Genomic DNA, 13,071 nt, shown 5'->3' with positions numbered 1-13,071 from the left:
CCGATACCGTCCTGAAGCTGAGCCTGGCGGCCGGAGCGCTGCTGGCCGGGGCGGGCGTGGGCTATTACTTCGGCATCTTCCTGCCGGCGCAGGCGATCCACGAAACCGTCAGCAGCAGCGCCGACCGGCAGGAACGCGCGGTCGATCGGTCGCTCCAGATCGAGCAGGCGCGCCGGGCCGAATTGCAGGCACGAGAAGCGGCCCGGCAGCGCTACCAGACCTGTGTCGCCACCGCCGCAACGACATACCAGGCCCGCTGGACCGCCGCCTGCCGCGCACAACATGCGCGCCAGATCGCCGCCTTCGAAGATTGCGCCGACAACCTTTTCAGCACCCGCGCCGGTTGCGAGCGCAAGCACCCGGTCGAGCCGGAGCGGGGCTGCGCCTTGCCGCTGTCCATCAGCAATCGCCTGGTGTCGGACCGGGATGCGGCGCGATCCCAATGCCTTGGTGAGATGCAGGGGGGTGCACCGGCGGAACCGCAGCCGTGGCAGACTTCGCCCGCGCTGGATGCTCCAGCCTAATCCCGTTCGTGTCGAGCGAAGTCGAGACACGAACGAGAGGGCGTTGAGGTACTGAGCCCTATCGCTCCTTGGTCGCGCTGAACGCCAGGTCGGGATTGCGCTCCTGCTGATAGCTTACGTCCCAGGCCGAGCGGGCCATGAACACCGGATCACCATCACGATCGCGCGCGAGGTTCATCTTGTTGAAATCCGCGAAGTTCTTAAGCGCGGCATCCGTGCCTTTCAGCCAGCGCGCGGTATCGAACGGCGCAGGCTCCAGCATCGCCTCCACCTTGTATTCCGCTTCCAGGCGCGAGATCAGCACCTCCAGCTGCAGCTGCCCCACCACGCCGACGACCCACTGCGAGCCGATTTCCGGGTAGAACACCTGGATCACGCCCTCTTCCGACAAGTCGTCCAGCGCCTTGCGCAGCTGCTTGGTCTTGGTCGGGTCCTTCAGCTGGACACGGCGCAGAATTTCCGGCGCGAAGTTGGGCAAGCCAATGAAGCGCACGTCGTTCCGTTCCGACAGGGTATCCCCCACCCGCAGCGTGCCGTGGTTGGGAATACCGATGATGTCGCCCGGTTCGGCACTGTCGGCGATCTCACGATCCTGCGCAAAAAACAGAATGGGCGAGTGGACCGCGATCGGCTTGCCAAGCCCGGACGGCGTCAACTTCATGCCGCGCTTGAACGTGCCTGAGACCAGCCGCATGAAAGCGATCCGGTCACGGTGCATCGGGTCCATGTTGGCCTGCACCTTGAAGATAAAGCCCGTCACCTCGTCCTTTTCGGGAAGGATCGTGCCCTGTTCGCTGGGCTGCGGACGCGGCGGCGGGGCATAGCGGGCGATCGCGTCGATCAGCTCGGCAACGCCAAAGTTCTTGAGCGCGGAGCCAAAATAGACCGGCGTCAGATTGCCGGCGCGATACTGGTCCAGATCGAAGGCCGGATAGCCGCCATGCGCCAGCTCCATTTCCTCCGACACATCATCGGGCAGGGTCACGTTCTCATCGATCTTGCCCAGGAACTCTTTGCTGGGGCCTTCCGGGCGGCTGACGCGGCCGCTCTCGATGTCGTAGATGCCCTGGAACACGCCGCCCATGCCCACCGGCCAGGACATCGGGCAGACGTCCAGCGCCAGCATGTCGGCCACTTCGTCCATCAGGTCAAAGCAGGCGCGGCCTTCGCGGTCCACCTTGTTGATGAAGGTGATGATCGGCACCGAGCGCAGGCGGCACACCTCGAACAGCTTGCGCGTCTGCGGCTCGATTCCCTTGGCCGCATCGATCACCATGATCGCGGAATCGACCGCGGTCAGCGTGCGATAGGTATCTTCCGAGAAGTCTTCGTGGCCCGGAGTATCGAGCAGGTTGAAGGTGATGCCCTCCCGCTCGAACGTCATGACCGAGCTCGTCACGGAGATGCCGCGCTGCTGCTCGATCTTCATCCAGTCCGACCGGGCCCGCCGCGCCGCGCCCCGCGCCTTGACCTGTCCGGCCAAGTGGATCGCGCCGCCTTGCAGCAGCAGCTTCTCGGTTAGCGTGGTCTTGCCCGCGTCCGGGTGGGAAATGATGGCGAAAGTGCGCCGCGATGCATGGGAACTCATGGCTTGCGCCTTTAGGGGCGCTTGCGGGCCGCTGCAACCGGAGCGGCTTGTCTCGGCGCCCCTCCGGTCGTGAGAATGGGCCTTAGCCTTCCCGCGCCACGTGGAATCCGGCGAAGGACTGGCTGACCGGCATCAGTTCCAGCGAATTGATGTTGAGATGGGGCGGAAGGCTGGCGACCCACAGCACGGTTTGCGCGATATCCTCCCCCGTCATCGGATGGGCGCCGCCATACATCTTGTCCGAGGCTTCCTGGCTGCCGGTCCGCACCAGCGTGAACTCCGTCTCGACCATGCCCGGCTCGATCGAGCAGACGCGAACGCCGGTGCCCGCCAGGTCGGATCGCAGGCCCAGCGCGAACTGGCGGACGAATGCCTTGGTGCCGCCATAGACGTTGCCGCCCGAATAGGGATACGTCGCGGCGACGGATGAGATCATGATCACCGCGCCCTTGCGCTCGATCAGGCCGGGCAACAGCTTGTGCGTCAACGAAGCCAGCGCGGTGACATTGGTGTCGATCATCGTGCGCCAGGCGTTGAGATCGGCCTCCTGCGCCTTCTGTGTGCCGAGCGCCAGTCCGGCGTTGTTCACCAAGCAGTCGATCGCGCGGAACTCCTGCGGCAGAGCGGCCAGCGCGGCATCGCGGGCCTCTTCATCGCGAACGTCATAGGCGCAAGGATGGAAGGCATCGCCCAGCGCGCCCTTCAGCGCCTCAAGCCGCTCCACCCGGCGCCCGGTGCCGATCACCCGCCAGCCTGCCCCGGCAAAGGCGCGCGCGCAGGCCTCGCCAATGCCCGAAGTGGCACCGGTGACAAGGACGGTCTTCATGGCTGGCTCCTGCGATTATACGTGCTGGCACACGCCATACCCGTTCGCATCGAGCGAAGTCGAGATACGAGCGGAGGCCTGTTCATGGGGCGGGGTCGACCTGCACGTCCATGCGAAAGCGCTTTGCCTCGCTTGGCTCCAGCGAGACCACACCGGGTTTGTCCCGGAAATCGCCCGCGAAGCCGACCGGATCGGCGATGCCCTGCCACGGTTCGATGCACAGATACGCCGCGCCGGGCTTCTGCCAAATCCCCAGCATCGGCGTGTCCGGAAAGCGGACGGTCAGCCAAGCCCCACCCGGCGCGCCATAGCGAACCGCGCGACTGGCGATGTGATCCCAGATCAGCGCATCGGCCGCGAACAAAGCCGCATCGGGAACAAGCGTATCGCCTGTGACTGGCGTGTCGAACGTCTCGGGCAGCAGCAGGCCGCTGGGCGGATCGATGCGGCGGATCGGCCGGGGCTCGGCGTGTTCGAACACCACGCGATGGTCCGCTTTGGCCGCGCCGCCGGGAAGCGGCCAGGCAAAAGCCGGGTGATAGCCAAAGCTGAACGGCATCGCCGCATCGCCTGCGTTCGTCACCTCGGCCATGACCTGCAGTGTCGAGGCGTCCAACCGAAACGTGATGTCCAGGTTGAAGCGGAACGGATAGACCTCGCGCGTTTCCGCCGTGTCGGTCAGGCGGAAGCGGGCAAATTTTGTGCCGCTGTCCACCACATCGAACACAGACTGGCGGGCGAACCCATGCTTGGACAGTGCATACGTCTCACCGTCCACGCGATAGTGCCCTTCGCGCAGCATGCCGATGATCGGGAACAGGATCGGCGCGTGACCCGTCCAAAAGGCCGGATCGGCGTCGGTCATGTATTCGTGCCCCGCCGCATCGGTGAGCGACCAAAGCTCCGCGCCGAGCGGGTTGATGCGGGCGGTCAGCTCGCCCGAAGTGATCGTGACGAGCTGCACCATGGCCCTATCCCCGCAATGTCGCGCCGAGCTTGGCGGCGGCGGCGGTCACCTTGTCGGCGATGGCTTTCAGATCAGCCTCGCCATAGCTCTTGTCGCCGGGTTGCAGCGTCACTTCCACCGCCAGCGACTTCTGCCCCTCCGGCACACCCGCCCCGCGGAAATCGTCGAACAGGCGCGCGGCCACGATGTTGGCCTTGTCCGCCCCCTGCACCGCGCGCACCAGATCGCCGGCAGGCAGGGTGGCAGGCACCAGGAACGCGAAGTCACGCGACACCGCCTGCAATGCGGGCGGCGCATAGGCTACGCGGGCGAAGCCGCTCGCCGCCTTGCGCGCAGGGATCGCATCCAGGAACACCTCGGCCAACGCCACCGGCCCGTCGATGTCGAACAGCTTGGCGGTAGCCGGGTGAAGCATCCCAAAGCGCGCCAGCACCGTCTTGGGCCCAAGCCGTAGCGTGCCCGACTGGCCGGGGTGGAACTGCGGCCCGGCATCGCCCATCACCTGCAGCTTGTCGACCGGGGCGCCAGCGTCAGCCAACAGGGCCATGGCTTCGGCCTTAGCATCGAAGGCATCGAAAGGAACGGCTTTGCCACTGGACCAGCCACGCGGCGCTTTTTCGCCAGCCAGAACTAGACCCAGCGTCAGCCTCTCGTCGCTCGCCCCAGCATCGCCGCGCAGATAGCGACGGCCCAGCTCGAACAGACGCAGGCTGCCCGCCCCGCGATCGAGGTTGCGGCGGGCGGCGGAAAGCAGGCCCGGCAAGAGCGAGGGGCGCATGGCCTTCATGTCCTCGCTGATCGGGTTGGCCAGCGTCCACACGGGGCCATCGGCAAAGTGCGCGGCCTCGGGCGTGGGCAGGAACGACCAGGTGACAGCCTCTTGCAGGCCGCGCGCGGCGGCGGCACGGCGGACGCGGCGTTCCAATTTCTGCGCGGGAGTGGCGGTGGGCCGCGCCACGCCATCTTCGCGCGGCAGCGGCACGCTCTTCACCTCGTCCAGACCGTGGATGCGCACCACTTCCTCGACCAGATCGGGCGCGCCGTCGATATCGGGACGCCAGCCGGGCACGGTGACGATCCACGCCTTGTCGAACCCGGCCTCTTCGGCAACGACGCCGAAGCCCAAGCTTTCCAGGATCGCCTGCTGCCGCTGTGGCGAAACGGTGACGCCGCCCAGTTTCTCGGTCAGCGCCGGATCGAAGTGGACCGTCTTGGGCATGGTGGGCGCAGCGCCGGCGCGCACCACTTCCGATGGCTCGCCGCCGCACAGCTCCAGGATCAGCGCGGTCAGCAGTTCCAGCCCCTTGTCCAGGAAACCGGGGTCGATGCCGCGTTCGAAGCGGCCGCGCGCGTCGGATGTCAGGTTCAGCTTGCGCCCGGTGCGGGCGATCCGCGCCGGATCGAAATAGGCGATCTCCAGCAGGACGTCGGTAGTCGTATCCTCGCAGCCGGAATGCTCGCCACCCATGATCCCGGCGATGTCGTGCACACCCGCCTGATCGGCGATCACGGTCATCGCGGAATCGAGGGCGTACGTCTTGCCGTTCAACGCCGTCACCTGCTCACCATCCACCGCACGGCGGGCGACGACCGCGCCGGTCAGCTTCGCCAGATCATAGGCATGCGCAGGGCGGCCGTAGCTGAGCATGATGTAATTGGTGGCGTCCACCAGCGCCGAGATCGGGCGCTGACCGGCGGATTGCAGCAGATCCTGCAGCCACTGCGGCGAGGGGCCGTTGCGCACGCCCCTGATGACGCGGCCGTAGAATGCGGGGCAGCCTTGCGGATCGTCGGTGCGGATTTCCACCGGGCAGGCGAAAGGCGTTTCGAAGTGCGCTTCGGCGACCGGCTTCAGCTCACCCAGTTTCTTGGCGGCCAGATCGCGGGCGATGCCATAGACGCCCATGCAATCGGGCCGATTGGGCGTGATCGCAACTTCGATCACGGGGTCGACACCACGATAGTCCGCGAACGGCGTGCCGATCGGCGCGTCGGCGGGTAGTTCGATGATGCCGTCGTGATCCTCGCCCAGCTCCAGCTCTCGCGTGGAGCACATCATGCCGTTCGATTCGACGCCACGGATCGCGGACTTCTTCAGCTGCATGCCATTGGCCGGCACCACCGCGCCCGGCAGGCCCAGCACGCCGACGAGACCCGCGCGCGCGTTGGGCGCACCGCAGACGACCTGCAGCGGCTCCCCCTGTCCGGTATCGACCGTCAGAACCTGCAATTTGTCCGCATCCGGATGGCGAGCGGCGGTCAGCACTTTGGCCACGCGAAAGCCCGATAGCTTGGCGGCGGGGTCTTCCACGCCTTCCACTTCGAGGCCGATGGCATTCAGTGCATCGCAGATGGCGTCCACCGAGGCGTCGGTGTCGAGATAGCGGCGCAGCCAGGAGAGCGAGAACTTCATGGGAACCTCAAGCAGCCGTGCCGACGCCGCCCGACAAGGTCGGTACGTCGAGCGCGGAGAAGCCATAATGCGAAAGCCAGCGGACATCGCCGTCGAAGAAGGCGCGCAGATCGTCCATGCCGTATTTCAGCATGGCCAGCCGGTCGACACCGGTGCCGAAAGCAAAGCCCTGCCACTCGTCGGGGTCGAGCCCGCCCGCTGCGATCACCTTGCGGTTGACCATGCCGGAGCCCAGCACCTCCATCCAACCTTCGGACCCGCCGACCACGCGCTTTCCGTTTACGATCGTGTAGCCCACGTCGACTTCGACCGAAGGTTCGGTGAAGGGAAAGTAGCTGGGGCGCAGGCGCAGGACAATGTCCTCGCGTTCGAAAAAGGCCTTGAGAAAGGTTTCCAGCGTCCACTTCAGATGGCCAAGGTGAATGCCCTTGTCGATGACGAGGCCTTCGATCTGGTGGAACATTGGCGTGTGCGTTGCGTCGCTGTCAGAACGATAGACCCGCCCCGGCGCGATCACGCGCAGCGGCGCGCCCCCCGGACTTTCTCGAACAACGTCGATCATGGCGCGGATCTGCACCGGCGATGTGTGCGTGCGCAGCAGCATCTCGCGGTTCTCGGCATCGCGATCCGGGAAGTAGAACGTGTCATGCATCGCCCGCGCGGGATGGCTCTCGGGCATGTTGAGCGCGGTGAAATTGTGCCAGTCGTCCTCGATCTCGGGCCCGGTGGCGACGGCGAAGCCCATGTCGGCGAAGATTTCCGCCAGCTCGTCCATCACTTGCGAGATCGGATGGATCGAACCGCGCGGGCTTTCCGGGGCCGGGAGCGTGAGGTCGATCGTCTGGGCGGCAAGCTGCTCTTCCAGCGCCGCATTCTCCAGCGCGGCCTTGCGTCCGGCCAAAGCCTCGGTCACGCTTTCGCGCAGGGCGTGGATCTTGGGCCCTTCCACCTTGCGTTCATCCGGGCTCATCGCGCCCAAGGTCTTGAGCAAGGCGGAAATGCTGCCCTGCTTGCCAAGAAGGGACACACGCAAGCCCTCTAGCGTATCGAGGTCGGTCGCGGCGGAGATGCGCGAGAGCGCTTCCTGGCCGTTTGCTGCGTGATCCACTGTCATCTGCCTTCGTTTTGTCGCGAGCCGCGCTCTTAGACGGCTGCGGCCGAATCGCAAATGGGGAGGACAAACAGAAAAGGCGCGGGCAGTTCACACCACCCGCGCCCTTGTCTGTTTCGCTGAACCAGCGCGCTTACGCGGGGAGCGCGGCCTTGGCCTGGGCGATCACCGCGCTGAACACGCCGCCTTCGTTCATGGCGAGATCCGCCATGGTCTTGCGGTCGAGTTCGATGCCGGCGAGCTTCACGCCGTGGATGAACTGCGAGTAGGTCAGGCCTTCGTTGCGGACGGCAGCGTTGATGCGCTGGATCCACAGGGCGCGGAAGGTCCGCTTCTTAACCTTGCGGTCGCGATACGCGTACTGGCCGGCCTTTTCGACGGCCTGGCGCGCGATGCGGATGGTGTTCTTGCGGCGGCCCCGATAGCCCTTGGCCTGATCGAGAATCCGCTTGTGCTTGGCGCGGGTGGTGACACCCCGTTTGATACGGCTCATGTTCTATGCGCTCCTAATCAGCCCAGCCCGTAGGGCGCCCACTTCTTGATCGTCTTCGCATCGGCGTCAGAGATGACGTCGGTGCCGCGATTCTGGCGGATGTACTTGGCGTTGTGGCTGATAAGGCGGTGGCGCTTGCCGACGACGCCGTGCTTCACCTTGCCGGTGGCGGTGAGGCGGAAGCGCTTCTTCACGCCGCTCTTGGTCTTCAGTTTGGGCATTTTCGTCTCCTTCGTCGGGGACACGTACGACCGGCCCTGGCAGCCCTTTTCGCCAGGCCGGCGCGCGAATCTCCATCACGGAGGTTCGATCGTGCCGATTGAAGTGCGCGCGCCTAGCGATGTACTGGGCGGAAAGCAAGGATTTGGTTCAGGCGAAGGCGCGGAGGAAGGAAGAAAGAGAAAAGGATTTTCGCGCGCAGAGGCGCGGAGGCGCAGAGAGGTTCTGCTCGGCCGTCAGGCCCATCGCTACTCAGGCCTTCGCTAAACGCACCGTCGAAGGAGAAGGCGGCTTCGCCGCAAGCGCCGCCTCTCTGCGCCTCCGCGCCTCTGCGCGCCAATTCTTACTTCTTCGCCGAACCACCGCCCACGCCAAAACAAAAGCGGCCCGCCCCCCAGGTGGGACGAGCCGCCTCGTGTTGCCCCCGCAACGAAACGGATAGGGTCAGGCTGCCACGTCCTGCTCGTCCGGATCGCGCAGCACGTAGCCGCGACCCCAGACGGTTTCGATGTAATTCGCGCCACCGCAAGCGTGGGCGAGCTTCTTGCGCAGCTTGCAGATGAAAACGTCGATGATCTTCAGCTCAGGCTCGTCCATGCCGCCGTAAAGGTGGTTCAGGAACATTTCCTTGGTCAGCGTGGTGCCCTTGCGGAGCGAAAGCAGCTCCAGCATGGCGTATTCCTTGCCGGTCAGGTGGACACGGGCGCTATCCACTTCGACGGTCTTGGCATCGAGGTTGACGATCAGCTTGCCGGTCTTGATCACCGACTGCGAGTGGCCCTTCGAACGGCGCACCACGGCGTGGATGCGGGCGATCAGTTCTTCGCGGTGGAACGGCTTGGTGACATAATCGTCCGCTCCGAAACCGAACGAACGCACCTTGCTGTCCATCTCGGAAATGCCCGACAGGATCAGAACCGGGGTCTGCACCTTGGCGACACGCAGTTTCTTCAGCACATCGTAACCATGCATGTCAGGCAGATTCAGGTCGAGCAGGATGATGTCGTAATCATACAGCTTACCCAGATCGAGGCCCTCTTCGCCCAGGTCCGTGGAATATACATTGAAGCCCTCGGCCGACAGCATGAGCTCGATAGCTCGGGCGGTTGTCGGCTCGTCCTCGATCAACAGCACACGCATTCGATTATCCTTTGGTTGCCCCGGACGGTGCGACCCACCAGCTAAGTGCGTGAGTGCTGCCGTGAATTAACCATAGGACGTATGAAGATTAAAGGTTAATTGCGTGTAAACGGCCAACCGGGGTAACGGCGTGGTTTGTTGATTTTTTTGAAAAACTGAACGCCGCCCCGCTCAGGCGGTGACAGCAGACACGCCGGGGCGCATCGGCGGACGCTGCATGATGCGGCCCGCCAGCTTGGGCTCCACTCGCCCCAGATAGCTCCACAACCCGCATTGCACGCCGATCAGCATCAGGATGAAAGGCTGGAAGGCGATGCCCACGAACAAAGATCCGAACAGGTAGATCACTTGCGCCAGCTGGAGTGAAACCGCCAGCGGAGCTTGCCATTGTTCATCCGGTCCGGTGCGTTTCTTCCAGCGACGGCGCAGAATCTCCATCTGTATCAGGCCGGAGATCTGCAGCGTCAGCCAGATCAGCAGCCCCGGGATGCCCTGCTCGCCCAGCATCTCGAAATAGCTGGAGTGGAACGCGCGGCTGCCATCCTCCTGCGTCTGGGTGACGAGTATCGTGGTATTGCCGCTGGTCTGCGCCTGCACCGTCTCGAAGCGCAGCGAGTTGCCGAGATACGCTTCGAAGCCGCCACCGAAGGGATGATCGCCGACATAGCCCAGCGTCCACTTCCACACCGCCAGGCGCGTGCTGGCGGACTTGTCTGACTGGTTGTTTTCGATCGTGCCCATCCGGGCGGTGTACGAAGCCGGCAGGAAGGGCACCGCCAGCGCGACAGACCCTGCCATCAATGCCATGATCAGGAACCGGTGCTTGGCCGTGCGCAAATAGAGCACCGCCAGAATGCCCAGGCAGACCAGCCCGGTACGCGCCTGGGTGCCGATCGGGATCAGGGCGCAGGAAAAGATCAGCGCGACCGCGAAGGTCCAGACCCGCCAGTCGGACGGGAAGATCGTGCCATGCCGGGCCAGCCAAAGGATCAGCGGGATGATCGCGATGGCGACGCAGCTGATGATGGAGCCTTCGTATAGCCCGGTGTTGTTATCCACGAAGAAGCGCAGCGCGCCATAGCCGCCGCCGCCGCCCAGCGTCTTGATCGCACCGTCGATGATGATCGCGCTGGCCGCCAGCACCATCACCAGGATCACCGCCTCGATTCTAAGGCGGGTGCGCAGGGTCAGCGGCAGGAAGATCGCGAAGACCAGCGCCTTCCACACCCAAGACCATTTAGCCGCCGCTTCCACCGGAAAGTCGGCGGTGATCGTCGAATAGGCGCAATACAGCAGCAGCAGGACGATCAGGAACTGGCGGAAGGTAAAACGCGAATCGCTCTTGTCATCCAGCAGCAACCAGCCGGCGAACGAGGCGGTGAAGAAGATCAGCGATGTCGGCAGGTGGGACAGAATGCCCCATGAGATCACCTGCGGCGCGAGGATATCGACATAGAGATATGCCAGCACCCACAGGAACGGGCGCTTCAATCCCAATGCCAGATAGAGACACAGAAAGGCGGTGAGGCAAAGATCGATCACGGGCGCGGGTCCGTATCGTCGACTGGCCTGGCCTTGCGAAACCCTCCGAAGGGCTTTTTCGCCTCACCCTCACGGTCGAGATCATCGCGCAGGAACAGCCGTATGCCGGCCAGCACCAGCAGCCCATGTGCTACGGACAAGGCGAACATATCGACCATGTCCGCTGCGATAGCCGGACGGGGTTGACGGCGCGTTAAGCGTTCCTGTGGCAAAGGTTGGCGCATGATAAGAGTACTCCACGTCCTCGACCATTCGCTGCCGATGCACAGCGGCTATACCTTCCGCACGCGCGCCATCCTGAAGGCGCAGCAGCGTCTGGGGATCGAGGTGCGCGGCATCACCGGTCTGCGTCACACCCAGCCCAGCGCCGTGGCGGAGGAAGCGGACGGCCTGCTGTTTCACCGCACGCCCGGGCAGGCCAACGGCCCTGCCGGCCTGCGCGAGTGGCGCGAGGTGGGCCTGTTCGCCGACGCGATCGAGCGGATCGTGGAGGATTGGCGGCCCGACATCATCCACGCCCACTCCCCCGCGCTTTGCGGGCAGGCGGCGCTGCGCGTGGCGCGGCGGCAGGACATTCCGCTGGTCTATGAAATCCGCGCGTTTTGGGAGGACGCCGCCGTGGGCAACCTGGCCACGCGCGAAGGCTCGTTGCGCTATCGCCTGACGCGGGGGCTGGAGAACTCCGTCGTCCGCCATGCCGATGCCATCGTCACCATTTGCGAGGGCCTGCGCGGCGACCTGATCGCCCGTGGCGTTGCGCCCAAGCGGATCTCGGTGGTGCCCAACGGCGTCGACCTGTCGCTGTTCGGCGAGCCGCCCGCGCCCGACATGGCGCTCGCCCGCGAATTGGACCTCGTGGACGAAACCGGCGCGCTGCGCCCGGTGGTCGGCTTCATCGGCAGCTTCTATGACTACGAGGGCCTTGACGTCCTGATCGAAGCGATGGCGACCCTCGTCCGCTCTCATCCCGAGGCACGCCTGTTGCTGGTCGGCGGCGGCCCTTGCGAAGAGGCCTTGCGCGCCCAGGCCGCCGCGTCCCCGGCGGCGCAGGCGATCCGCTTCGTCGGCCGTGTGCCGCATGATCAGGTGGACCGCTACTACGCGCTCACCGATATCCTGGCCTATCCGCGCAAGCACAGCCGCCTGACCGATCTGGTAACGCCGCTCAAGCCCCTAGAATCCATGGCGCAGGGCAAGATCGTCTGCGCCTCGAACGTCGGTGGTCACCGCGAACTGGTCGAAGATGGAGTGACCGGACGCCTGTTCGTGCCGGACGATCCGCAGGCCTGCGCCGGGGCGCTCGCCTCGCTGCTGACCCATCGCCAGCGCTGGCCCGCGTTCCGGGCCGCAGGGCATCGCCATGTCGAGATCAGCCACGACTGGGCGCGCAATGCGGAGCGTTATGAAGTTGTTTACCAAACGCTCCTAGGCCTGAATGCCAGAACCCGCCTGGGAGCAGCCGCCTGATAGACGATTCGGGCAAGAAGCGGGGTCGCGCAGAAACAGGAATGGGGTAAGACCGTGACCGAGACAAAGCGCAGGAAACCGGCCGCAACGCCGCCGTTGACCAGCCATCCGCTATTCCCGGTCACCGTGCTTCTCTGGTTCGGCGCGCTGTTCGGCCTGTCCAGCATCGCGATTCGCTCTTCGCTGATCGAACATATCGTGCTCGTCGCCGGAATCGATCGCGTGATCCCCATGGCCGCACCGCCGCTGGGCAATACCATGCGCGTCCTGCTGGCTCTGTTGATGACGGGCATCGGTTGCATGGTCGGCGGCGTCGTTGCCCGTGTGCTGACGCGGTCTGCCCCCAAGCCTGCCGCCACGCGCCGTCGCCAAGCCGGCGCTACGCCCGAAGCCGAATCGCCTGTCACCAAGTTCGGCAAGTCGGAGCCTGAAGCCGACACCGATGCACTGGCGGATGAGGAGGAACTCCCCCTGCCCACTGTGCGCCGCCGCCAGCTCCTACCCGCTCCGGCTGAGCCGATCGCACCAACGGAAGACGCGCCGGTGCCTGGCACTTCGCCGATCCTGAAAGTGGCCGATCTTGAGATCGCCAGCTTCGACGCCACGTTGGAAGAGGAAGAGTGGCAGCCGCTGCGCAAGCGCTCCGCCAAGCCCTTGGCGGAAGTCGAGCTGTCAGCCACTCCGGAACCGTCGCGTCTGCACTTTGGCCGCGCCGCGTCGATCGAGCTGCATGACGAGGATACCGCGCCGATCCCCAAGCCGGGCTTCGAACTGCTGCCCC

General features: G+C 65.0%; 12 protein-coding genes and 1 pseudogene. 3 read left to right on the top strand and 10 right to left on the bottom strand.

Annotated elements, in window-relative coordinates; genetic code table 11:
• On the top strand, positions 1-524 hold a 524-nt coding region (locus ACHWRX_RS09050; RefSeq protein WP_394658942.1), incomplete at its 5' end, for a hypothetical protein.
• Between the two features lie 58 nt (positions 525-582).
• Here the strand turns inward: ACHWRX_RS09050 and ACHWRX_RS09045 are convergent.
• The 10 genes from ACHWRX_RS09045 to ACHWRX_RS09000 form a co-directional block, all read right to left on the bottom strand.
• Positions 583-2,112: a peptide chain release factor 3 gene (locus ACHWRX_RS09045; protein ID WP_394658941.1), complete on the bottom strand. Its 1,530-nt coding sequence runs from the start codon at positions 2,110-2,112 to the stop codon at positions 583-585.
• Between the two features lie 82 nt (positions 2,113-2,194).
• Positions 2,195-2,938: an SDR family NAD(P)-dependent oxidoreductase gene (locus ACHWRX_RS09040; protein ID WP_394658940.1), complete on the bottom strand. Its 744-nt coding sequence runs from the start codon at positions 2,936-2,938 to the stop codon at positions 2,195-2,197.
• Positions 2,939-3,020: 82 nt separating this feature from the next.
• Positions 3,021-3,905 carry an aldose 1-epimerase family protein gene (locus ACHWRX_RS09035; protein WP_394658939.1) on the bottom strand — a complete coding sequence of 295 codons (885 nt, stop codon included), beginning with the start codon at positions 3,903-3,905 and terminating at the stop codon, positions 3,021-3,023.
• Between the two features lie 4 nt (positions 3,906-3,909).
• A complete protein-coding gene (gene pheT, locus ACHWRX_RS09030; RefSeq protein ID WP_394658938.1) occupies positions 3,910-6,318 on the bottom strand; it encodes a phenylalanine--tRNA ligase subunit beta in 2,409 nt (802 codons plus the stop codon).
• Between the two features lie 7 nt (positions 6,319-6,325).
• A complete protein-coding gene (gene pheS / locus ACHWRX_RS09025; protein WP_394658937.1) occupies positions 6,326-7,432 on the bottom strand; it encodes a phenylalanine--tRNA ligase subunit alpha in 1,107 nt (368 codons plus the stop codon).
• 130 nt (positions 7,433-7,562) lie between these two features.
• Positions 7,563-7,922: a 50S ribosomal protein L20 gene (rplT, locus tag ACHWRX_RS09020; protein ID WP_058735572.1), complete on the bottom strand. Its 360-nt coding sequence runs from the start codon at positions 7,920-7,922 to the stop codon at positions 7,563-7,565.
• 17 nt (positions 7,923-7,939) lie between these two features.
• Positions 7,940-8,143: a 50S ribosomal protein L35 gene (rpmI, locus tag ACHWRX_RS09015; RefSeq protein WP_058735573.1), complete on the bottom strand. Its 204-nt coding sequence runs from the start codon at positions 8,141-8,143 to the stop codon at positions 7,940-7,942.
• A 442-nt stretch (positions 8,144-8,585) separates the two neighbouring features.
• Complete coding sequence (ctrA, locus tag ACHWRX_RS09010) at positions 8,586-9,281, bottom strand: response regulator transcription factor CtrA (protein WP_058735574.1); 696 nt, start codon at positions 9,279-9,281, stop codon at positions 8,586-8,588.
• Between the two features lie 171 nt (positions 9,282-9,452).
• The gene (locus ACHWRX_RS09005; protein ID WP_394658936.1) at positions 9,453-10,823 is read right to left on the bottom strand and encodes a DUF5935 domain-containing protein; all 1,371 of its coding nucleotides are present in this window, start codon (positions 10,821-10,823) and stop codon (positions 9,453-9,455) included.
• Positions 10,820-10,981 carry a hypothetical protein gene (locus ACHWRX_RS09000; RefSeq protein WP_183615715.1) on the bottom strand — a complete coding sequence of 54 codons (162 nt, stop codon included), beginning with the start codon at positions 10,979-10,981 and terminating at the stop codon, positions 10,820-10,822. The genes ACHWRX_RS09005 and ACHWRX_RS09000 overlap by 4 nt, the downstream gene beginning before the upstream one ends.
• 64 nt (positions 10,982-11,045) lie before the next feature.
• Between ACHWRX_RS09000 and ACHWRX_RS08995 the strand changes: the two genes are divergently transcribed.
• Both ACHWRX_RS08995 and ACHWRX_RS08990 read left to right on the top strand, forming a co-directional pair.
• Positions 11,046-12,290, top strand: a complete 1,245-nt coding sequence (locus ACHWRX_RS08995; protein ID WP_394658935.1) for a TIGR04063 family PEP-CTERM/XrtA system glycosyltransferase — start codon at positions 11,046-11,048, stop codon at positions 12,288-12,290.
• Positions 12,291-12,344: 54 nt separating this feature from the next.
• Positions 12,345-13,071, top strand: a pseudogene (locus ACHWRX_RS08990) (hypothetical protein); the annotation flags it as partial.

This window comes from uncultured Novosphingobium sp., from assembly GCF_964277725.1.
In the GTDB taxonomy this organism is placed as follows: domain Bacteria; phylum Pseudomonadota; class Alphaproteobacteria; order Sphingomonadales; family Sphingomonadaceae; genus Novosphingobium; species Novosphingobium fluoreni.
Note: the sequence above shows the minus strand (reverse complement) of the source record. Positions and strands in the feature narration are given on the sequence as shown.

What these genes read in the sequence shown, in the direction of transcription:
- rpmI (WP_058735573.1), bottom strand. Translation starts at nt 8,143, where the DNA reads ATGCCCAAACTGAAGACCAAGAGCGGCGTGAAGAAGCGCTTCCGCCTC.
- ACHWRX_RS09035 (WP_394658939.1), bottom strand. Translation starts at nt 3,905, where the DNA reads ATGGTGCAGCTCGTCACGATCACTTCGGGCGAGCTGACCGCCCGCATC.
- pheS (WP_394658937.1), bottom strand. Translation starts at nt 7,432, where the DNA reads ATGACAGTGGATCACGCAGCAAACGGCCAGGAAGCGCTCTCGCGCATC.
- ctrA (WP_058735574.1), bottom strand. Translation starts at nt 9,281, where the DNA reads ATGCGTGTGCTGTTGATCGAGGACGAGCCGACAACCGCCCGAGCTATC.
- ACHWRX_RS09000 (WP_183615715.1), bottom strand. Translation starts at nt 10,981, where the DNA reads ATGGTCGATATGTTCGCCTTGTCCGTAGCACATGGGCTGCTGGTGCTG.
- rplT (WP_058735572.1), bottom strand. Translation starts at nt 7,922, where the DNA reads ATGAGCCGTATCAAACGGGGTGTCACCACCCGCGCCAAGCACAAGCGG.
- pheT (WP_394658938.1), bottom strand. Translation starts at nt 6,318, where the DNA reads ATGAAGTTCTCGCTCTCCTGGCTGCGCCGCTATCTCGACACCGACGCC.
- ACHWRX_RS09040 (WP_394658940.1), bottom strand. Translation starts at nt 2,938, where the DNA reads ATGAAGACCGTCCTTGTCACCGGTGCCACTTCGGGCATTGGCGAGGCC.
- ACHWRX_RS09045 (WP_394658941.1), bottom strand. Translation starts at nt 2,112, where the DNA reads ATGAGTTCCCATGCATCGCGGCGCACTTTCGCCATCATTTCCCACCCG.
- ACHWRX_RS08995 (WP_394658935.1), top strand. Translation starts at nt 11,046, where the DNA reads ATGATAAGAGTACTCCACGTCCTCGACCATTCGCTGCCGATGCACAGC.